Here is an 18835-nt window from a genome sequence, read left to right on the forward strand (position 1 = left end):
AGGGCGCTTTGCTTGCGAAGCACTGCTTCGCAAGCGCCCGAACGCCCAGCCGCCGGCGGCTGGGCCGGACCCCGGAGGGGGGTTTACGGCGTGTCCTGCCCACCCACACCGCCCCGCCCAACCAGCAGAACGCCAGAGCCGCTTTTGACGTTGCCGTTGCCGTTGCATTGAGCAGGTGCAGGGCTGCAAGCCCTGCCGAACCCCACTACGGTAGGGTGGCACGATGCCGCGCTGCAGCTTGGCGCCGCCGCATATTTGATTACACTTGAAACTTGTTTGCCCACGACTCCGGACACCCACCCATGAAGCTTGGTTCTTTGAAGGAAGGCGGCCGCGACGGCACCCTGATCGTCGTCTCGCGTGACCTGCGCCACGGCGTGCGCGCCACCGGCATTGCCGCCACCCTGCAGCATGCCCTGGAAGACTGGAGCCACATCGCGCCGCGCCTGAACGCCCTGTACGAATCGCTCAACACCGGCGATGCCGACGGCGTGTTCGACCTTGACCCGCAGGCGCTGGCCGCGCCGATGCCGCGCGCCTATGAATTCGTCGATGGCAGCGCCTACCTGCCGCATGTCGAGCGCGTGCGCCGTGCCCGTGGCGCCGAGGTGCCGGAGAGCTTCTACACCGATCCGCTGATGTACCAGGCCACCAGCGCCGGCTTCTACGGTCCGCGCGATGCGGTCAAGGTGGTCAGCGAGGACTACGGCATCGACCTGGAAGCGGAAATCGTGGTGATCACCGACGACGTGCCGATGGCCGCCACCCCGGAACAGGCTGCGGGCCATATCCAGCTGGTCGGCCTGGTCAACGATGTTTCGCTGCGCAACCTGATCCCGGGCGAGCTGGCCAAGGGCTTCGGCTTCCTGCAGTCCAAGCCGCGTTCGGCGCTGTCGCCGGTGTTCGTCACCCCCGATGAGCTGGGTGCGGCCTGGCAGGACAGCAAGGTGCACCTGCCGCTGCTGACCCACATCAACGGGAAATGGTTCGGTGCGCCGGAAGCGGGCGTGGACATGCAGTTCAACTTCGCCCAGCTGGTCGCGCATGCGGCCAAGACCCGTCCGCTGGGCGCCGGTACCATCGTCGGCTCGGGCACCATCGCCAACCAAGACACCAGCAAGGGCGCATCGTGCTTCGCCGAGCAGCGCGTGGTCGAAACCCTGCGTGACGGCAAGCCGAGCACGCCGTTCATGTCCTTCGGCGACGTAGTCCGCATCGAGATGCTCGATGCCGCGGGCAACAGCATCTTCGGTGCGATCGAGCAGCGCATCGAACAGGCGGCCAAGCCCTGAGCATGGAGGCGGCGATGGACATCCTGGTTGACGACGGCATCGTGCTGTACACCTACTGGCGATCCAGCGCCGCCTACCGCGTGCGCATCGGCCTGGAGCTGAAGGGCCTGGCCTGGGAGGCGCGGCCGGTGCACCTGGTGCGCGAAGGCGGAGAGCAGCACCTGGACGCCTATCGCGCCCTCAATCCGCAGCAACTGGTGCCGACCCTGCTGCACGAGGGGCATGCGCTGACCCAGTCGTTGGCGATCCTCGAATACCTGGATGAGCGCTTCCCACAGGTGCCGCTGCTGCCGGCCGACGCCGCCGGCCGCGCGCGGGTGCGGGCCCTGGCCCAGCTGGTGGCCTGCGACATCCATCCGATCAACAACCTACGGGTGATGCAGTATCTGGAGCGCAACCTGCAGCTGCCGGCCGATGCCCGCATGCAGTGGACCCTGCACTGGATGGCCGAAGGCTTTGCTGCGATGGAAGCGATGCTGGCCAACAGCCGCGACACCGGCACCTTCTGCCACGGCGATCGCCCCGGACTGGCCGACATCTGCCTGCTGCCGCAGCTGTACAACGCACACCGCTTCGGCCTGGACCTGACGCCGTACCCGACCCTGCGCCGTATCGAGGCGGCCTGCCAAGCGCTGGACGCCTTCGACAGCGCGCGTCCGGAAAACCAGCCCGACGCCGCCTGATCCCAAAAAGGGGACGGAGGGGATTACGTCGTAAGTGCACATACGACTTAATCCCCTCCGTCCCCTTCTTGCAGCAATCGCGCGAGGTCATCGCGGAACAACCGGTAGGCATCCTCGCGGCGTGCATCATCGCCCTGCCGCAGTACCCACGCCGGATGCACGGTGGCGTAGCCGCGGGTGCCATCCTCCAGCGTGTGCCAGCGTCCACGGTCGTGCGTCAGATTGAAATCACGGCCAAATACCGAGACTGCCGCGGTAGCGCCCAGGCAGACGATGACCTGCGGCCGCACCCGCGCGATCTCGCCCATCAGCCATGGCCGGCAGGCCTGGATGTGGCGGCTTTCCGGTCGCTTGTGCAGCCGCATCTTGCCGCGGCGCTCATGGTGGAAGTGCTTCACCGCATTGGTCAGGTACAGCGTGGCGCGATCGATTCCCAGCTCGGCCAGGGCACGGTCCAGCAGCTGGCCCGCCGGGCCGGCGAATGGCTGGCCGCGCAGATCCTCGGTATCACCAGGCTGCTCGCCGATCACCATCACCCGCGCATCGGCCGGCCCCTGGCCGAACACCACCTGCGTGGCGGTCTCCCACAGCGGGCACTGGCGGCAGGCGCTGGCCTGCTGTCGCAGCGTCTGCAGGCTGCCGGTATCGGGGGGCGCCGACGCAGCGTCCCTACGCATGGGAATCCTGCGCTGCGGTGCCTGCGCGGGCCGGTCATGCATTTCCTGCACGCGATCGCCCGCATCGCGCACCAGCCGCGGCAGCAACTGCGCCTCGGGCAGGTGGCGCCAGTATTTGGCCGGCATCTCCTGCATCATCATCCGTGTGTTGAGCCGCGCCGGATTGAAGATGTTGGCGTAGTAGGTCTGCCACAGCGACTCGAGTGCATCCTCGGCCGGGGCATCCTCGCGCCGCGCGCCGGGGCCGAAGGCAAGCGCCTGCCCATCCCAGGCGACGCTGCGCGAAGGGGTCAGTATCGCCCAGCGCATCCCGGTGAAGCGGCGTGCGAAGAAGGGGGCTACCCGATCAACGATGTGGTGCTCTGGCTCGAACCACGCGATGAAGGCATCGGGCTGGCCAGGCACCTCGCGGAATCGCACGAACGCTTTCATCTTGTGCGTATCGCGGCGGACGGCCTGGGCGAGTGCGTTCGCGCGCAGGACATCGGCATCGGCGGGATTGGTCAGCACCGAGCGCTCGCCATGAGTAATGCGCCACAGCAGGCGATACAGCAGGGCCAGGCGCTGGGCGTCGCGATGACACAGGCAGGTCGCCGCCAGGTCGAGGAAGTCGCGCGGAACGCTGGGCGCAGCGGCATCGGCAGGCATCGGTGCCAGCTGTACGGCCGGCGCATCCAGCAGCGAAACCTCACTGCCTTCGATCCAGTCCAGCTGCGGCGGTGCCACGTCGCGCAGCAGTGCCTCGCGCGCGGCCTCGCGCCAAGGCTCCAGCGACCACGGCGGGTCCACCCGCAGCGACCAGCGCTGCGCGTCAGGCGGCGGGCGGTGCATCAAACAGCGAGCCCTGCCGCGGGGGCGGCGCCAGCTGCGCGCGCAACGCGGCCGGATCATCCAGCGCCTTGCGCGGGTGGTGGTCGGCCAGCAGCACGAACGGTAGCAGCTTGCTCATCGGGGCCTTCAACCGGGCTACGTCGGCCACCCGCAGGCGGCCGTGCCGGCGTGCCATCAGCACCCGCTTCACGTTGCGCACGCCCAGCCCGGGTACGCGCAGCAGCAGCTCTTTCGGTGCGCGGTTGAGGTCCACGGGAAAGCGCTCGGGATGACGGATCGCCCAGGCCATCTTCGGATCGATATCCAGGTCCAGCATGCCGTCGCCGGCGGTGTCGGTGATCTCATCCACGCCATAGCCGTAGAAGCGCAGCAGCCAATCGGCCTGGTACAGGCGATGTTCGCGCTGCAGTGGCGGTGGTTGAAGTGGCAGCTGGCGACTGGCATCTGGAATCGGGCTGAAGGCCGAGTAATACACCCGGCGCATGCGGTAGTTGCCATACAGCGCGTCGGCACTGGCCAGGATCTGCCGATCGTTGGCCCCATCAGCACCGACGATCATCTGCGTGCTTTGTCCGGCGGGTGCGAAGCGGGGAGGGCGCGGGCGTGCACTGCGGCTGGCCGCCGGCGCCACCGCTGCGGGGGCCTTGCGCGCTTCCTTGGCTTCCTCGATGCGCCAGCGCAGTTCGCCCATCGCGCCGCGTATCGAATGCACCGTCTTCTCCGGCGCCAAGGCGCTCAGTCCGGCTTCGGTGGGAAGTTCCACGTTGATCGACAGGCGGTCGGCGTAACGCCCGGCACTGGCCAGCAGTTCCGGCGAGGCCTCGGGAATGGTCTTGAGGTGGATGTAGCCGGCATAGCGGTGTTCTTCGCGCAGCTGCCGTGCCACCTCCACCATCTGCTCCATGGTGTAGTCCGCATTGCGGATGATGCCGCTGGAAAGGAACAACCCCTCGATGTAGTTGCGCTTGTAGAAGTCCAGCGTCAGCGCGACCACCTCATCCACGCTGAAGCGCGCACGGGCCACGTTGCTGGATACCCGGTTCACGCAGTAGGCGCAGTCGTAGACGCAGAAGTTGGTCAGCAGGATCTTCAGCAATGAAACGCAGCGGCCGTCCGGCGTATAGCTGTGGCAGATGCCCATGCCTTCGGTGCTGCCGATGCCGCCGCTGGCGCGCGAATCGCGTTTGCCCGAGCCGCTGGAGGCGCAGGAGGCGTCGTATTTGGCGGCATCGGCCAGAATGGCCAGCTTGCGGATGGTTTCCATTGAGGAAACCTACGGATGAGGGGTCTCATTGGATGAGACCGCCCCTGAACTCTTCAGAAAAAGGGGACGGAGGGGATTACGTCGCAAGTGCACAAACGACTTGATCCCCTCCGTCCCCTTTTTCGTGGGGTCAGAAGCCGTGGGTGATGCTGGGCGCGGCCGCAGAGAAGTCCGCGTACGGGTCGTGCTCGCCAGTGCTGCCTTCGGACAGGCGGAACTTCAGGGCCAGGCCATCGCGCGAGTCGGCCGCACGCAGTGCTTCCTCCTGATCGATGACGCCGGCCTTGGCCAGCCGGAACAGACACTGGTCGAAACTCTCCATGCCTTCTTCCAGCGAGCCTTCCATCGCCGCCTTGATCTCGTGCACCTGGCCGCGGCGCAGCAGGTCGCGGATCATCGGCGTGTTGATCAGCACCTCGGTGGCCGGCAGGCGACGGCCCTCCTTGTTCTTCACCAGACGCTGGCTGATCACCGCGCGCAGGTTCAGTGCCAGGTTCATCAGCACGTTCTTGTGCGCGCTTTCCGGGAAGAAGTTGAGGATGCGCTCGATGGTCTGGTCGGCGTTGTTGGAGTGCAGGGTAGCCAGGCACAGGTGGCCGGTCTCGGCGAAGGCGATGGCCGCCTCCATCGTTTCCGCATCCAGGATCTCGCCGATCAGGATCACGTCCGGCGCTTCACGCATCGCGTTCTTCAGCGCGTTGTGGAAGGCATGGGTGTCCAGCCCGACCTCGCGCTGGTTGACGATCGACATCTTGTGCTTGTGCAGGTACTCGATCGGATCCTCGATGGTGAGGATGTGACCGGTGGTGGTGCTGTTGCGGTGGTCGATCATCGATGCCAGCGACGTCGATTTGCCGGAACCGGTGGACCCCACCACCAGCACCAGCCCGCGCGGGGTCATGATGACGTCCTTCAGCACCTGCGGCAGGTTCAGTTCCTCGATGCTCGGGATGCGGCTGCGGATGGCGCGGATGACCATGCCGACCTCGCCCCGCTGCTTGAACACGTTGACGCGGAAGCGCCCGGCTTCGGGCAGGGCGATGGCCATGTTGAGCTCCAGCTCGCGCTCGAACTGCGGCACCTGGCCTTCGTCCATCAACGAGTAGGCGATTTTCTTGACCATGCCGGGCGGCAGGCCGGTGTTGCCCAGCGGATAAAGCTTCCCCTCGATCTTGATATAGACCGGTGCCCCGGTGGTCAGGAACATGTCCGAAGCGTTCTTTTCGGTCATCAGCTTCAGGAAGTAGCCGATATCCATTGCGAATTTTCCCCAACGAAACGGCCGACGCCCGTTGCCAGCACGGTGTCGGCTTGACGACAATGGCCGTGAACCGACAACCGGTACGGCCTCCCCAATGAAACGACTTAGCTTCGCACGAATGCGCCATGGCCTGTATGTGATGGCGTTTGCATTCGCACTGTCTGCCCCCGCCTGGGCGCAGGACGCCGCACTGGAACTGGCGCAGGCCCGGCAGGCGGTCGACAAGGCCACCCAGGCCGATGCCGACCAGTACGCCCCGGACCTGATCGGTCTGGCCCGCCAGGGGCTGGAGCAGGCCCAGCGCGCCGCCGGCGACCGCCGCGAGCGCAAGAACGCCCCGGCGATGGCCCTGCGCGCCGCCGCCGATGCCGACCTGGCCCGCGTCCGCAGCGAGGAGGCCACCGTCACCGCGCAGCTGCAGCTGCGTCGCAACGAGGTCAACCAGCTGCAACGCCAGCTGTCGACCGGGGAGGACCGCCGGTGAAGCCGATGACTGCCGCAACCCTGGCCGCGCTGCTGGCGCTGCCGCCCCTGGCCTTGGCCGCCGACAACCCGATGGTGGCGCAGCTGAGCCAGCGCCTGATGGCCATCCAGGCCAATCCCGACACCGCTGAGCTGGGTGCCTTCGAGCGCATGCAGGCCCAGCAGGCCATCGCCACCCTGGACAAGGCCAAGCGCCGCGACCAGGAGCTGGCCACCTACCTGGCCGAGCGCCGGGTGGAGATCGCCGAGACCGCCGTGCGCACCGCGATGGCCGCGCGCGAGGTCGACCGCCTGGAGCGGACCCGCAGCGACCTGCTGATCGAGGCCAGCCGCCGCGACGCCGCCCGTGCCCGTCAGGAAGCCGAGCAGCTGCGCATGCAGGCGCAGATGCAGGCCGAGGAGGCTGAGCGTCTGCGCCAGGCCGCCGAAGCCGAAACCCTGGCCCGCCAGGACGCCGAGAACGCCCTGACCAGCGTGGCCGGCAAGCAGCAGCAGCGCCTCAGCGCCGCCCAGCAGAACGCCGCCAAGCTGGCCCGCGAGGAAGCCGAGCTGGTGTCCGGGCAGAAGCTGCCGGGCTCGAAGTTCGACGGCCGTGGCGAAGTCTTCACATTCAATGGTGACGCATTCGCCACTGGCGCCTCCAGCCTGTCCGGCGGGGCCCGCAACCAGGCCAAGGCCCTGGCCGAGTACCTGAACATCGGCAAGAAGGGTCGCCTGCGTATCGAGGCCTATGACAGCGCCAATGGCGTGGGTCAGAAGCGTGCCGAAGCACTGCGCGATGCCCTGGTCGCGGCGGGTGTCGCCAGCAACCGGATCCAGGTCAGCGGCAAGAAGGCGGCGTCCACCCGGGCGCGCTCGGCCGAGGTCATCATCGCCCCGTAATTGCTTGATATTGTTTGTTTTTCGTTGTGATGAGCATTCAGCCTGAACCCCGCCCCGGCGGGGTTCGGTCTTTTTGCCGCAGGGGTCTTGTACCCCGCCTTGAGCAGGCGTAGGGTCAATCGTCCGGGACGCAATGCCGCGGACCGGACGATGGGAGGGCCGGGCCGATGCAAACAGGGCGCGAACCGCAGCGAATCGACGTGCGCAGGCCAGTGCCGCAGGTCGTTGCAGGCGTCCAGGTGGCCATCGACCGGCGCTCCTCCATGAACAACGCCCCGTGCCTCGCGGCCGGGGCGTTCGTGTATCTGTCGAAGGAGGTCCATCATGTTTGAAGATCAGCCCCAGAGCGAGATCGACGCCCGCCGCGCGCGTGATCCGGAGTTCAGGGCACTCCATGACCAGCACCGCAAGTTGAACAAGAAGTGCATGGACGCGGAGTTGGGTGTACTCCCGATCGATGATGTCACCCTGGGTCGCATGAAGCGTGAGAAGCTGCTGGCCAAGCAACGACTTCTGCGAATGTACGAAACACCGCTCCCAACGACGTCCCCCACACTTTGACGCACCCCGTCACGCCCGGAACGGCGTGACCCGGCCATCGATGGCCCCGCCGGGCGCTCCTGCCCCGGCATCGCGGCACCGCCGATGAGGCGGCCGCGCCAAGGCACCACAAGCGGTGGTGCCTTGGCCTGCAGGTACGACTCACCGATGCGGGCGGTACCGGTCTCCTCGTCGATCCGGGGCCGTCCGCATCTCTTTTTGCGGGCTTGCGGCCCGGCGCCGCGCCGACCTGACATTCATCGCCATCCGACGGATAATCATCGGTCCGGCCCTGTGTGGCGCGAACCGAAAGTCCTCCGAATGCCCATCCATTCTTCCGTCCTCGAACTCATCGGCCAGACCCCGATCGTCAAGGCCCAGCGCCTGGACACCGGCGTCTGCGAGCTCTACCTGAAGCTGGAGAGCGCCAACCCGGGCGGATCGATCAAGGATCGCATCGGCCTGTCGATGATCGAGGCGGCAGAGCAGCGCGGCGACCTGAAGCCGGGCGCGACCCTGGTCGAGGGCACAGCCGGCAACACCGGCCTGGGCCTGGCCCTGGTCGCCCAGCAGAAGGGCTACAAGCTGATCCTGGTTGTTCCCGACAAGATGAGCCGGGAAAAGATCTTCAACCTGAAGGCGATGGGCGCTGAGGTGCGTCTGACCCGCTCGGACGTGGCCAAGGGCCATCCCGAGTATTACCAGGATCTGGCCAAGACCATCGCCGAACAGACCCCGGGCGCCTACTTCATCAACCAGTTCGGCAACCCGGACAACCCGGCCGCGCACGAATTCGGCACGGGCCCGGAAATCCTGGAACAGATGGGCGGCGACCTCGACGCCATCGTGTTCGGCTGCGGCAGCTCCGGCACCATGACCGGCCTGTCGCGCGCGTTCGCTACGCTGTCGCCGAAGACCGAGCTGGTGTTGGCCGACCCGGTCGGCTCGATCCTAGCCGAATACATCAATGACGGCGTGCTCAACGACAAGTCGGGCAGCTGGCTGGTGGAAGGCATCGGCGAGGACTTCCTGCCGTCCATCTCCGATTTCAGCCGGGTGAAGAAGGCCTACGCCATCACCGACGGTGAGAGCTTCCATACCGCGCGCGAGCTGCTGGCGAAGGAAGGCATCCTCGGCGGCTCGTCCACCGGCACCCTGCTGGCGGCTGCGCTGAAGTACTGCAAGGAACAGACCACGCCGAAGAAGGTCCTGGTACTGGTCTGCGATACCGGCAACAAATACCTGTCGAAGATGTACAACGACTACTGGATGCTGGACAACGGCTTCCTGGAGCGCCCACAGCACGGCGACCTGCGCGACCTGATCCTGCGCCCGTACGGCCAGCGCGATACCGTCGTGATCGGCCCGAACGATCTGCTGACCACGGCCTACCAGCGCATGAAGCTGTATGACGTGTCGCAGCTGCCGGTGATGGACGGTGACCAGCTGGTCGGCATCGTCGACGAAAGCGACGTGCTGCTGCATGTCTATGGCGATGAGGCCCGTTTCCGCGACAGCGTCGCCACCGCGATGGTCAGCAAGCTGGACCGGCTGGATGTGAAGTCGCCGATCGAGGCCCTGCTGCCGGTGTTCGACCGTGGCCAGGTGGCGATCGTGATGGACGGCGACGCCTTCCTGGGCCTGATCACCCGTATCGACCTGCTGAACTACCTGCGCCGTCGCGTGCAGTAAGCCGCTGATCGAAGACGTTCGCTGCTGAATCCCGGTTTATCCGCGTCAAAGGTCGTTAAGGCCGCGCTGGTAGACTTCCGCACCTTCGATGGCGCCGTGCGTCGGCGCCCCTCAGGAAACAACATGTCCAACGCTACTTCCCAGGATCGCGCCCTGGCCCTGGCTACTCTGGCCATCCACGGTGGCCAGTCGCCGGACCCCAGCACTGGCGCGGTAATGCCGCCGATCTACGCCACCTCGACCTATGCGCAGTCCAGCCCGGGCGAGCATCAGGGCTTCGAGTACTCGCGTACCCACAACCCGACCCGCTTCGCCTATGAGCGTTGCGTGGCATCGCTGGAAGGTGGCACCCGCGGCTTCGCTTTCGCCTCGGGCATGGCGGCGAGCTCGACCGTGATCGAACTGCTGGACGCCGGCAGTCACGTGGTGGCAATGGACGATATCTACGGCGGCAGCTTCCGCCTGTTCGAGCGGGTGCGTCGCCGCACCGCCGGGCTGGACTTCAGCTTCGTCGACCTGACCGATCCGGCTGCGTTTGAAGCCGCCATCACGTCGAAGACGAAGATGGTGTGGATCGAGACCCCGACCAACCCGATGCTGAAGATCGTCGACATCGCCGCGGTCACCGCCATCGCCAAGCGCCATGGCCTGATCGTGGTGGTCGACAACACCTTCGCCTCGCCGATGCTGCAGCGTCCGCTGGAGCTGGGTGCGGACCTGGTCCTGCATTCGGCCACCAAGTACCTCAACGGTCACTCGGACATGGTCGGCGGCATGGTCGTGGTCGGCGACAACGCCGAACTGGCCGAGCAGATGGCCTTCCTGCAGAACTCGGTAGGTGGCGTGCAGGGCCCGTTCGACAGCTTCCTGGCCCTGCGTGGCCTGAAGACCCTGCCGCTGCGCATGAAGGCGCACTGCGCCAACGCGCTGGCCCTGGCCCAGTGGCTGGAAAAGCACCCGGCGGTGGAGAAAGTGATCTACCCGGGCCTGCCGTCGCACCCGCAGCATGAGCTGGCCGGCAAGCAGATGGCCGGTTACGGCGGCATCGTCTCGATCGTGCTCAAGGGCGGTTTCGAAGCGGCCAAGCGCTTCTGCGAGAAGACCGAACTGTTCACCCTGGCCGAGTCGCTGGGCGGCGTGGAAAGCCTGGTCAACCACCCGGCGGTGATGACGCACGCCTCGATTCCGGTCGCGCGGCGGGAACAGCTGGGTATCAGCGATGCGCTGGTAAGGCTGAGCGTGGGCGTGGAGGAGCTGGGGGACCTGCAGGTGGATCTGGAGCGGGCGCTGGCGGGTACTGCTGCGTGAATCCGATGACCGTGTCGTCCGCCAACAGCTCGGTTTCGCCACTGGCGATGGTGCGCAGTTTTCTCGGCAACCGCGTATTGATCTATCAGCTGGCCAAGCGCGAGGTCATCAGCCGCTACCGTGGCTCGTTGATGGGCCTGGCGTGGTCGTTCTTCAACCCGTTGTTGATGCTCGCCGTGTACACCTTCGTGTTCTCGGTGGTCTTCAACGCCCGATGGGGTGGGGATGTGGCACACAAGGGTGACTTCGCGATCATCCTGTTCGTCGGCATCCTCGTACACGGCATCTTTGCGGAGTGCGTCAACCGCGCCCCCAGCCTGATTGTCGGCAATGCCAGCTATGTCAAACGCGTGGTGTTCCCCCTCGATACGCTGCCCTGGGTGGCAATGGGGGCGGCGTTGTTCCATGCGCTGGTGACCCTGGTGGTGCTGCTGCTGGCGCAGTTGCTGATCCGTGGCGTCCTGCCCGTGACCGCGCTGTATTTCCCGTTGGTGGTGTTCCCGCTGGTGCTGTTCACGATGGGCCTGGCCTGGCTGCTGTCGGCGTTGGGTGTTTTCGTGCGCGATATCGGCCAGATGACCGGTATCTTCACCACCGTGCTGTTGTTCCTGGCGCCGGTGTTCTATCCGGTGACCGCATTGCCGGAGAACATGCGCAAGTGGATCTACCTGAACCCGCTCACCTTCATCATCGAGCAGTCGCGGGAGGTGCTGATCTGGGGCAAGGCACCTGATTTCATCGGTCTGGGCAAGTACACCCTTCTCGCCGCCGTGGTCGCCTGGCTGGGCTATGTCTGCTTCCACAAAATGCGCCGGGGTTTTGCCGATGTCATCTAATGTATCCGCGCACGAACCGGACGATCTTGCGATCCGGGTGTCCGGTGTCACCAAGTGCTTCCAGGTGTATTCGCAGCCACAGGACCGCCTGAAGCAGGCTGTCCTGCCGCGACTCTCCCGTCTGCTCGGCCGACCCGGTGGCATGTACTACCGCGAGTTCTGGGCGCTGAAGGGCGTCGACTTCGAGGTGCGCCGTGGAGACACGGTGGGCATCATCGGTCGCAACGGCTCCGGCAAGTCGACCCTGCTGCAGATCATCTGCGGCACCCTGCAGCCAACCCACGGCGAAGTGACCGTGCGGGGTCGCGTGGCCGCATTGCTCGAGCTTGGTGCCGGCTTCAATCCGGAATTCACCGGTCGCGAGAACGTCTACATGAGCGCCTCGATCCTCGGCCTTTCGCGCGAGGAGATCGATCGCAAGTACGACGACATCGTGGCATTCGCCGACATCGGCGACTTCCTTGAACAGCCGGTCAAGACCTACTCCAGCGGCATGTACGTGCGTCTGGCATTTGCCGTGATCGCGCATGTCGATGCCGATATCCTGGTGATCGACGAAGCGCTGGCGGTCGGTGATGCAATCTTCGTGCAGAAGTGCATGCGCTACCTGCGCAAGTTCCGTGAGAACGGCACGCTGCTGTTTGTCAGCCACGATACCTCTTCGGTGCTGAACTTCTGCCAGAGTGCCGTCTGGCTGGATCGCGGCGACATGCGCATGCATGGCACTGCGCAGGAAACCTGCAACGCCTACATCGAATACTGCTCGCAGGAAGTGTATGGCGATACGGTCAAGCTGCAGTCACGGCAGGCCGCTGCCCGTGCCGCGGAGGCATCGCCTGGCATCCCGTCGCCAGCCCGGATCGAGAAGGACCTGAAGGTCGAGCTGTTCGACAACGTCGCCAATTCAGCCGGTTGGCAGTCCGGCGTGGCAAGCATCGACTCGGTCACCCTGTGCAACGAGGACGGTGAGCCCTTCACGACGTTTGCCGGTGGCGAGCATGTCGTGCTGAAAATCCGCGCGACTGCGCATGATCCCCTGACGAGTCCCTTGATCGGATTCTTCGTCAAGGATCGCCTTGGGCAATCGCTGTTCGGTGAACACACCTACACCTATATCCAGCCGCCGATGGAAGTGGAGGGTGGCACCGGGTTGGAAGCGTCGTTCCGGTTCACCCTGCCGCTGCTGCCCAACGGCGAGTACTCGATGACCGTCTCGATCGCTGAAGGCGACCCGTACACCAACACCCAGCACGCCTGGCTGCATGATGCGGTGCTGATCCGGGTGGCCTCGCCCAAGCTGCGTTATGGCCTGGTCGGTATCCCGTTCGAGGAAGTGACAATGGTCCGCACCCGTCAGCCGCAGCCGACAGGAGAGCCGCAGTGAGCGCATCGCAGGGACCGACGGTGACCGAAGCGCACGGCTTCATTCCACCACTGGCCAGTACCGACCCGCGCATCAGCGTCGGTCGATACACCTATGGTTCTCCGCAACTGAAGGTATGGTCGGAAGGTGAACGCATCGAGATCGGGGCGTTCTGTTCGATTGCCGATGACGTAGTGATCTTTGGGGGCGGCGAGCACCGTCTGGATTGGGTGACCACCTATCCATTGCGCATCGCGCTGAATTCCCCCGGCGCAGGCCACGACGGGCATCCGCACACCAAGGGGCCCACCCGCATCGGCAACGACGTCTGGATCGGGCATGGTGCGATGATCGTTTCCGGCGTGACCGTGGGCGATGGCGCCTGTATCGGTGCGGGGGCAGTGGTTTCCCGGGACGTGCCCCCCTACGCCGTCGTTGCGGGCAATCCTGCAAAGGTGGTGCGCAGTCGCTATGACGAACAGACGATTGCCCGCCTGCAGGCGATTGCCTGGTGGAACTGGCCGATCGATCGCATCCGTGCCTTCGAATCGCTGCTCTGCAGCGGTGACGTTGAAGCCTTCATCGCTGCCGCCAGTGCGTCCTGACTCTCTGAACATCTCTCAAGAAACCGGCTGTCCCATGAACGATTTTCCGCTGTCGAACAGCATGCTGATCTCCCCGCGCGAACTGTCGCTGAGCGCGTGGCTGGGTCACATTCCCTTTGCCTCATGGCTGGTCGAGCAGTTGCAGCCACAGTCGATCGTCGAGCTGGGTACACATCGTGGCTCCTCGTTCCTTGCGCTCTGCCAGGCGGTGCAGGAGCAGGGGCTCACTACGCGCGTGTTTGCCATCGACACCTGGGAAGGTGACGAGCACGCCGGCTACTATGGCGATGAGATCTACAACGCATTGCGCGAGTACCAGCAGCGCAACTATGCCGGCATCTCCGAGATGCTGCGGATGCGTTTCAACGAAGCCCTCCCGTACTTCGCAGACGGCTCGATCGATCTGCTGCATATCGATGGCCTGCACACCTACGAGGCGGTTCGTGAGGACTTTGAAACCTGGTTGCCCAAGCTATCCGATCGGGCAGTGGTGATCTTCCATGACACCTGCGTCCGTGAGCGCGGTTTCGGTGTCTGGCAGTACTGGAGCGAGATCAGTCAGCAGTATCCGGCGTTCGAATTCACCCATACCCATGGCCTGGGTGTGTTGCTGGTCGGGCGGCAGCGTGTTCCTGCATTGGCAGACCTCGCGGCCCGTGCAGCCGCAGGTGACTTTGCGCCGATCAATCGCTTTTTCGACGCGTTGGGCAGCAACATCAAGCGCGCCGAAGAGGTGGAGCGGGTAAATGCAGGGTTGGTGGATGCGCGCAACGAGGTCAACCGCCTCGGAACGCTGGGCCATGAGCTGCAGCAGCGTTGCCTGCAACTGGAGCAGGAAGTGCGTGATGGCCGGGAGCAGGTGCGGCAGGCCGAGCAGCAGGTACAGCAGGCGCGGGAGCGGGCCGAGCATAGCGCGGTGACGGCAGAGGACCTGCGCCGCATCGTCGCCGAGGAGCGTGCCAGGACGGTTGAGGACATTCAGGCTGCACTGGGCCCGCACCTGGATTCGCAGGCACGGTCGATGGACAGGCTGTTGCAGCCCTGGTGGCGCCGCTGATCCACGCCCTGCCAACGAGCAGGATGTTACGTTAGAAGGAGTGCCGGGCGTCGCAGGGGAAAGTAGAGGGCCGCACTCCAGTAATCGATTTTTTCAAGAGACCCATCAGCAGATTGGGTTGAACCACCTCCTAGGGATGAACATGTCTACCGTCAAGCCAATCTGCTTCTATCTGCCGCAGTACCACCCCGTCGCGGAGAATTCGGAGTGGTGGGGACCTGGCTTTACCGAGTGGACCAACGTCGCCAAGGGAAAGCCGAACTTCGTCGGCCATTACCAGCCCCACATCCCGCGCGAGCTGGGTTTCTATGATCTGCGCCTGATCGACAACATGCGGGCACAGGCCGAACTGGCCTCGCTGTATGGCATCCACGGGTTCTGCTTCTACTACTACTGGTTTGACGGCCGCCGCATCCTCGAGCTGCCGCTGGACAACTACCTGAAGAGTGACATCGAGTTCCCGTTCTGCGTGTGCTGGGCCAACGAGAACTGGACCCGCACCTGGGACGGGCTCGAGAAGGATGTGCTGCTCGAGCAGAAGCACGGCGCCGATGAGGATCGCCGGTTTCTGGAAGACATCCTGCCGCTGCTGAAGGATCGTCGTGCGATCAAGGTCGATGGCAAGCCCATGCTGCTGGTCTACCGTGCCGACCTGTTCCCGGACGCAAAGGAGACCGTTGCGCGCTGGCGCCAAGTGGCCCGCGAGAATGGCGTGGGCGAGATCCATCTCGTGGCGGTGCAGTTCTACGGCATTGTGGATCCGCGTGACTGGGGTTATGACGCGGCCGCGGAGTTCCCGCCGCATACCTTCATCGGCGCGGAGAATCGTCTGACGCGACCGATCGACATCACCAACCCCGAGTTCCGTGGTGGCCTCGTCGATTACCGCAAGGTGGTCGCCCAGTCCATCAGCCGGCCCAAGCCCGACTTCCGCTGGTACCGTGGCATCGTGCCGTCCTGGGACAATACCGCGCGGCGCCAGCACACCTCGCACACGCTGGTGGACGCCTCGCCGTCGATCTACGAGTACTGGCTGCGCCGCCTGGTCGAGTACACCCGCGTCAACAACGCGCCTGAAGACCAGATTCTGTTCATCAATGCCTGGAACGAGTGGGGCGAGGGCTGCCACCTGGAGCCGGACCTGAAGCACGGCCTGGCCTACCTGGAAGCGACCCATGCGGCGCTGAACGGAGCCGACGGTGATGAGGCGCTGATGAAGGATGAAGCATTGCTGCGCGCACTCGGCGGCGAGCGCATGAAGGCGCTTCTGGATGACCGCGAACGCCTGGTCAACGATGTGGTTCTGCTCTCGGCCGAGGTACGCAGGACCAATCCGCAGGGCATCTCTTCGGTGCCCAAGCCTGGCCTGCGCGCGTTCATTGGCCGTTGCCTGCGGCCCTTCCCCCGCCTGCGTTCCTTTGCGGTGCGCGTCTATCACGCGTGGCACGCATGAGCTCCGTCCGTCGCGTTGCAGTTGTTGCCCACTTCGACGCCGAAGGCCGGTTGACTGACTTCACGCGTCGATTGCTCGAAGGCGTGCTGCGGCACGCGGAGCGCATCGTGCTGGTGTCGACCCGGCTGGCCCCTGACCAGGTGGTAGGCCTGGATGAGCGCATCACAGTCATCGTCCGCGAGAACGTCGGATACGATTTCTACTCGTTCCGGACCGGTGTACTGGCCGTGGAGGCGTTGTATGCCTACGACGAGCTGATCATCGCCAATGACAGCGTACTGATGATTGATCCGCAGGGCCTGGATCGTGCCTTCGCGAAGATGGCGGAGGTGGAGTGTGGCGCGTGGTCGATGACCGAGTCGCAGCAGGTCAGCCGCCACCTGCAGTCGTATTTCATGGTGTTCCGCAAGGACGTTTTCTTCAGTCAGTACTTCCACCAGTTCTGGCGCGATGTACGGGTGCTCGATGACAAGTGGGAAATCATTCTTTCCTACGAAATCGGCTTGACCCAGTGGCTGTTGCATCACGGTGTACGCATTGCTTCGGCGTTCCAGCCTGGCGCGGAGGGTATGCAGAAGCTGGTCGCACGCCTGAAACGCAAGCGCGAGCGCGATGCGGCTCCGGACAGTGTGGCTGCCCCTGGGGCATTCGAGATCCAGCAGGCCAACCTGGTCCACTACCTGTGGGATGACATCTACCGGCAGTTTGGTTTCATCAAGACCGAAGTGCTGCGCGATGATCCCAATGGCGTGCAGGACGTTGGCCTGCCCAGCCTGATCGCCGACCCGGTGCGCCTGGGCCAGGTCGAGGAGGAAGTCGCCAGGATGCGGGCCACGCGTGTCAACGCAATGCCGCTGCTCGCCCAGTCCAGTGACGGAATTTCACAGGAAGAACTGCAGCGCTATGGTGTCGGCGCCATTCCTGCTGACAAGCTGAAGTCGCGGTTCGCCATCGTGCTTCATCTCTATCATCTGGACCTGATCGAATCGATCCAGGGCTACATGAAGAACATGATCGTTGATCATGATCTGTTCGTGTCCGTGAAATCGGTTGCTGATCGTCGGGTGGCTGTGCGCTTTTTCGAAGAGCGGAAGGTGCGTGCCTTCGTCTTCGTGCATCCGAACATCGGGCGCGACGTCGGTCCCTTCGTCAGCCTGCTCAATACCGGCCTGCTCGACCGCTACGACGCGGTCTGCAAGATCCACTCCAAGAAGAGCGTGTACCACGATGGCGGTGGCCAGTGGCGGGATGAGTTGATGAAGTCCCTGCTGGGTTCTTCACACACGGTGCTGAAGATCCTGCACGCCTTCAAGCATGAGTCCAGTTGCGGCATCGTCGGTCCCGAGCACGCCTATGTCAGCAATGCCCGCTTCTGGGGCGGAAATGAGGAACGGCTGCGTCGCCTGGCCGCAGAAACCGGCATCGAGGACGCACGTGTCCGGCTGGGCTTCTTCGCGGGAACGATGTTCTGGTTCCGCCCCGCGGCGCTGAATGCCCTGCGGGAGCGGGCGCTGGCCCTGAGTGAGTTCGACCCGGAAGCTGGGCAGCTGGATGCCACCCTGGCCCACGTGATCGAGCGGCTTTTCGTGCTATGGGTGGAGCAGGCGGGCTACTTTGCGGCGACCACCCGTCAGCCGCATGCTGCGCTGTGTCATGAAAATTACGTGAATCAGGGTATATCTGTACTCCCTACCTGACTACAGAATCGATGGAGCCCAAGATGGATGACGGGTTGTGGTACGAACGCATTGTCCGTTCCATTAACGATCCTTCGCTGGGTTTGCCGGGCTTCCCGCCGGCCTATCAGCAGGAGGTATTCGTCGGGAAATCCAACGAGGCCGCTCTAGCGGAGGCATTTCACTTCTACCAGCTGGTAAAGACGGGCAGTCACCGTCTGCGTCGCAACTCGCCGGTGCTGGACTTTGGTGTCGGCTGGGGTCGTATCCTGCGATTCTTTCTCAATGACGTCGATCCGTCCCACTTGTATGGCGTTGATGTCGATCCCGAGATCCTCGAGGTTGCGCGCTCAACCGGCGTACTGGGCAATCTTTCCCAGATCCAGCCCAACGGCCGACTGCAGCACCCGGATGGGCGATTCGAGGTCATCTACGCGTTCTCGGTGTTCTCGCATCTGTCTGAAGCCTCGGCACGCCTCTGGTTGGCTGAGCTGATGCGGGTATTGAAGCCGGGGGGAAGTCTCGTGCTGACCACCACTACGGACCGCTTCCTGGAATTGTGTGAGGCCTGTTCCTACAAGCTCAGCGACCGCAATCAGTACGAGGAAGACTACGCCAGAATGTTTGCTGACCCGGCCGACGCCCGTCGTCGCTACGCTGCCGGTGAGCATGTGTACGCTGCCGTAGCTGGCAACGCTGAGGTGTTGGAAGCATCCAACTACGGCTGGGCAGCAATGCCGCCAGCGTTCGTCGAACGCGAGATCGGCCGGATGGCGCAATCGATCTCATTCATCGAAGCGACCGAACAGCTTCCCCAAGGTGTTTTCACCATCCGCAAACCCGCGACATTCGCACAGCGTGCAGTGAGGAAGTTGCGGGCCACGCTTTCTGCCTGAACGGTGTCCGGGCACGGGTCAGCCCAGTGCCTGGAT

The 18835-nt window shown here is 64.5% G+C and carries 17 protein-coding genes; 14 read left to right on the forward strand and 3 right to left on the reverse strand.

Going from position 1 to position 18835, the window contains the following annotated elements:
* The first annotated feature begins 302 nt into the window (after positions 1 to 302).
* Together HLA98_RS09320 and maiA are read left to right on the forward strand one after the other, a co-directional pair.
* Positions 303 to 1292 carry a fumarylacetoacetate hydrolase family protein gene (locus HLA98_RS09320; RefSeq protein WP_057500400.1) on the forward strand — a complete coding sequence of 330 codons (990 nt, stop codon included), beginning with the start codon at positions 303 to 305 and terminating at the stop codon, positions 1290 to 1292.
* A gap of 14 nt (positions 1293 to 1306) precedes the next feature.
* Positions 1307 to 1975: a maleylacetoacetate isomerase gene (maiA, locus tag HLA98_RS09325; protein WP_057500405.1), complete on the forward strand. Its 669-nt coding sequence runs from the start codon at positions 1307 to 1309 to the stop codon at positions 1973 to 1975.
* A gap of 47 nt (positions 1976 to 2022) precedes the next feature.
* Here maiA and HLA98_RS09330 read toward each other — a convergent pair whose 3' ends face one another.
* From HLA98_RS09330 to HLA98_RS09340, 3 genes are all read right to left on the reverse strand, one after another.
* Positions 2023 to 3483 carry a UdgX family uracil-DNA binding protein gene (locus HLA98_RS09330; RefSeq protein WP_057500399.1) on the reverse strand — a complete coding sequence of 487 codons (1461 nt, stop codon included), beginning with the start codon at positions 3481 to 3483 and terminating at the stop codon, positions 2023 to 2025.
* Entirely contained in the window at positions 3464 to 4747 is a 1284-nt protein-coding gene (locus HLA98_RS09335; RefSeq protein ID WP_057500398.1) for a putative DNA modification/repair radical SAM protein, read from the reverse strand. The genes HLA98_RS09330 and HLA98_RS09335 overlap by 20 nt, the downstream gene beginning before the upstream one ends.
* A 130-nt stretch (positions 4748 to 4877) precedes the next feature.
* Entirely contained in the window at positions 4878 to 6005 is a 1128-nt protein-coding gene (locus HLA98_RS09340; RefSeq protein ID WP_057500397.1) for a PilT/PilU family type 4a pilus ATPase, read from the reverse strand.
* 121 nt (positions 6006 to 6126) lie between these two features.
* Here HLA98_RS09340 and HLA98_RS09345 point away from each other — a divergent pair, with 121 nt between their 5' ends.
* From HLA98_RS09345 to HLA98_RS09400, 12 genes are all read left to right on the forward strand, one after another.
* Positions 6127 to 6492 carry a DUF4398 domain-containing protein gene (locus tag HLA98_RS09345; RefSeq protein WP_005415160.1) on the forward strand — a complete coding sequence of 122 codons (366 nt, stop codon included), beginning with the start codon at positions 6127 to 6129 and terminating at the stop codon, positions 6490 to 6492.
* Positions 6489 to 7373 carry an OmpA family protein gene (locus HLA98_RS09350; protein ID WP_080392877.1) on the forward strand — a complete coding sequence of 295 codons (885 nt, stop codon included), beginning with the start codon at positions 6489 to 6491 and terminating at the stop codon, positions 7371 to 7373. Before HLA98_RS09345 ends, HLA98_RS09350 begins: the two co-directional genes overlap by 4 nt.
* 324 nt (positions 7374 to 7697) lie before the next feature.
* A complete protein-coding gene (locus HLA98_RS09355; RefSeq protein WP_005407964.1) occupies positions 7698 to 7934 on the forward strand; it encodes an HP1242/YdcH family protein in 237 nt (78 codons plus the stop codon).
* A gap of 300 nt (positions 7935 to 8234) precedes the next feature.
* A complete protein-coding gene (locus HLA98_RS09360; protein WP_057500396.1) occupies positions 8235 to 9605 on the forward strand; it encodes a pyridoxal-phosphate dependent enzyme in 1371 nt (456 codons plus the stop codon).
* A gap of 123 nt (positions 9606 to 9728) precedes the next feature.
* Positions 9729 to 10913 carry a cystathionine gamma-synthase gene (locus tag HLA98_RS09365; RefSeq protein WP_057500395.1) on the forward strand — a complete coding sequence of 395 codons (1185 nt, stop codon included), beginning with the start codon at positions 9729 to 9731 and terminating at the stop codon, positions 10911 to 10913.
* Positions 10914 to 10918: 5 nt separating this feature from the next.
* Positions 10919 to 11749: an ABC transporter permease gene (locus tag HLA98_RS09370; protein WP_057500394.1), complete on the forward strand. Its 831-nt coding sequence runs from the start codon at positions 10919 to 10921 to the stop codon at positions 11747 to 11749.
* Positions 11739 to 13133: an ABC transporter ATP-binding protein gene (locus HLA98_RS09375; RefSeq protein ID WP_057500393.1), complete on the forward strand. Its 1395-nt coding sequence runs from the start codon at positions 11739 to 11741 to the stop codon at positions 13131 to 13133. Before HLA98_RS09370 ends, HLA98_RS09375 begins: the two co-directional genes overlap by 11 nt.
* Entirely contained in the window at positions 13130 to 13717 is a 588-nt protein-coding gene (locus tag HLA98_RS09380) for a CatB-related O-acetyltransferase (protein WP_080392876.1), read from the forward strand. The genes HLA98_RS09375 and HLA98_RS09380 overlap by 4 nt, the downstream gene beginning before the upstream one ends.
* A complete protein-coding gene (locus HLA98_RS09385) occupies positions 13683 to 14774 on the forward strand; it encodes a class I SAM-dependent methyltransferase (RefSeq protein ID WP_227417163.1) in 1092 nt (363 codons plus the stop codon). Before HLA98_RS09380 ends, HLA98_RS09385 begins: the two co-directional genes overlap by 35 nt.
* Positions 14775 to 14916: 142 nt before the next feature.
* Positions 14917 to 16227 carry a glycosyltransferase WbsX family protein gene (locus tag HLA98_RS09390; RefSeq protein WP_057500402.1) on the forward strand — a complete coding sequence of 437 codons (1311 nt, stop codon included), beginning with the start codon at positions 14917 to 14919 and terminating at the stop codon, positions 16225 to 16227.
* Complete coding sequence (locus tag HLA98_RS09395) at positions 16161 to 17924, forward strand: rhamnan synthesis F family protein (RefSeq protein ID WP_249341888.1); 1764 nt, start codon at positions 16161 to 16163, stop codon at positions 17922 to 17924. The genes HLA98_RS09390 and HLA98_RS09395 overlap by 67 nt, the downstream gene beginning before the upstream one ends.
* A gap of 23 nt (positions 17925 to 17947) precedes the next feature.
* The gene (locus HLA98_RS09400) at positions 17948 to 18799 is read left to right on the forward strand and encodes a class I SAM-dependent methyltransferase (RefSeq protein WP_232015481.1); all 852 of its coding nucleotides are present in this window, start codon (positions 17948 to 17950) and stop codon (positions 18797 to 18799) included.
* Positions 18800 to 18835 lie beyond the last annotated feature (36 nt).

This window comes from Stenotrophomonas africana (genome assembly GCF_013004645.1).
Taxonomy (GTDB): domain Bacteria; phylum Pseudomonadota; class Gammaproteobacteria; order Xanthomonadales; family Xanthomonadaceae; genus Stenotrophomonas; species Stenotrophomonas africana.

Excerpts from the sequence above, each read along its gene's own strand:
- HLA98_RS09335 (WP_057500398.1), bottom strand. The coding sequence starts at position 4,747 with ATGGAAACCATCCGCAAGCTGGCCATTCTGGCCGATGCCGCCAAATAC.
- HLA98_RS09360 (WP_057500396.1), top strand. The coding sequence starts at position 8,235 with ATGCCCATCCATTCTTCCGTCCTCGAACTCATCGGCCAGACCCCGATC.
- HLA98_RS09375 (WP_057500393.1), top strand. The coding sequence starts at position 11,739 with ATGTCATCTAATGTATCCGCGCACGAACCGGACGATCTTGCGATCCGG.
- HLA98_RS09340 (WP_057500397.1), bottom strand. The coding sequence starts at position 6,005 with ATGGATATCGGCTACTTCCTGAAGCTGATGACCGAAAAGAACGCTTCG.
- HLA98_RS09370 (WP_057500394.1), top strand. The coding sequence starts at position 10,919 with ATGACCGTGTCGTCCGCCAACAGCTCGGTTTCGCCACTGGCGATGGTG.
- HLA98_RS09320 (WP_057500400.1), top strand. The coding sequence starts at position 303 with ATGAAGCTTGGTTCTTTGAAGGAAGGCGGCCGCGACGGCACCCTGATC.
- HLA98_RS09330 (WP_057500399.1), bottom strand. The coding sequence starts at position 3,483 with ATGCACCGCCCGCCGCCTGACGCGCAGCGCTGGTCGCTGCGGGTGGAC.
- HLA98_RS09390 (WP_057500402.1), top strand. The coding sequence starts at position 14,917 with ATGTCTACCGTCAAGCCAATCTGCTTCTATCTGCCGCAGTACCACCCC.
- maiA (WP_057500405.1), top strand. The coding sequence starts at position 1,307 with ATGGACATCCTGGTTGACGACGGCATCGTGCTGTACACCTACTGGCGA.
- HLA98_RS09345 (WP_005415160.1), top strand. The coding sequence starts at position 6,127 with ATGCGCCATGGCCTGTATGTGATGGCGTTTGCATTCGCACTGTCTGCC.
- HLA98_RS09400 (WP_232015481.1), top strand. The coding sequence starts at position 17,948 with ATGGATGACGGGTTGTGGTACGAACGCATTGTCCGTTCCATTAACGAT.
- HLA98_RS09365 (WP_057500395.1), top strand. The coding sequence starts at position 9,729 with ATGTCCAACGCTACTTCCCAGGATCGCGCCCTGGCCCTGGCTACTCTG.
- HLA98_RS09355 (WP_005407964.1), top strand. The coding sequence starts at position 7,698 with ATGTTTGAAGATCAGCCCCAGAGCGAGATCGACGCCCGCCGCGCGCGT.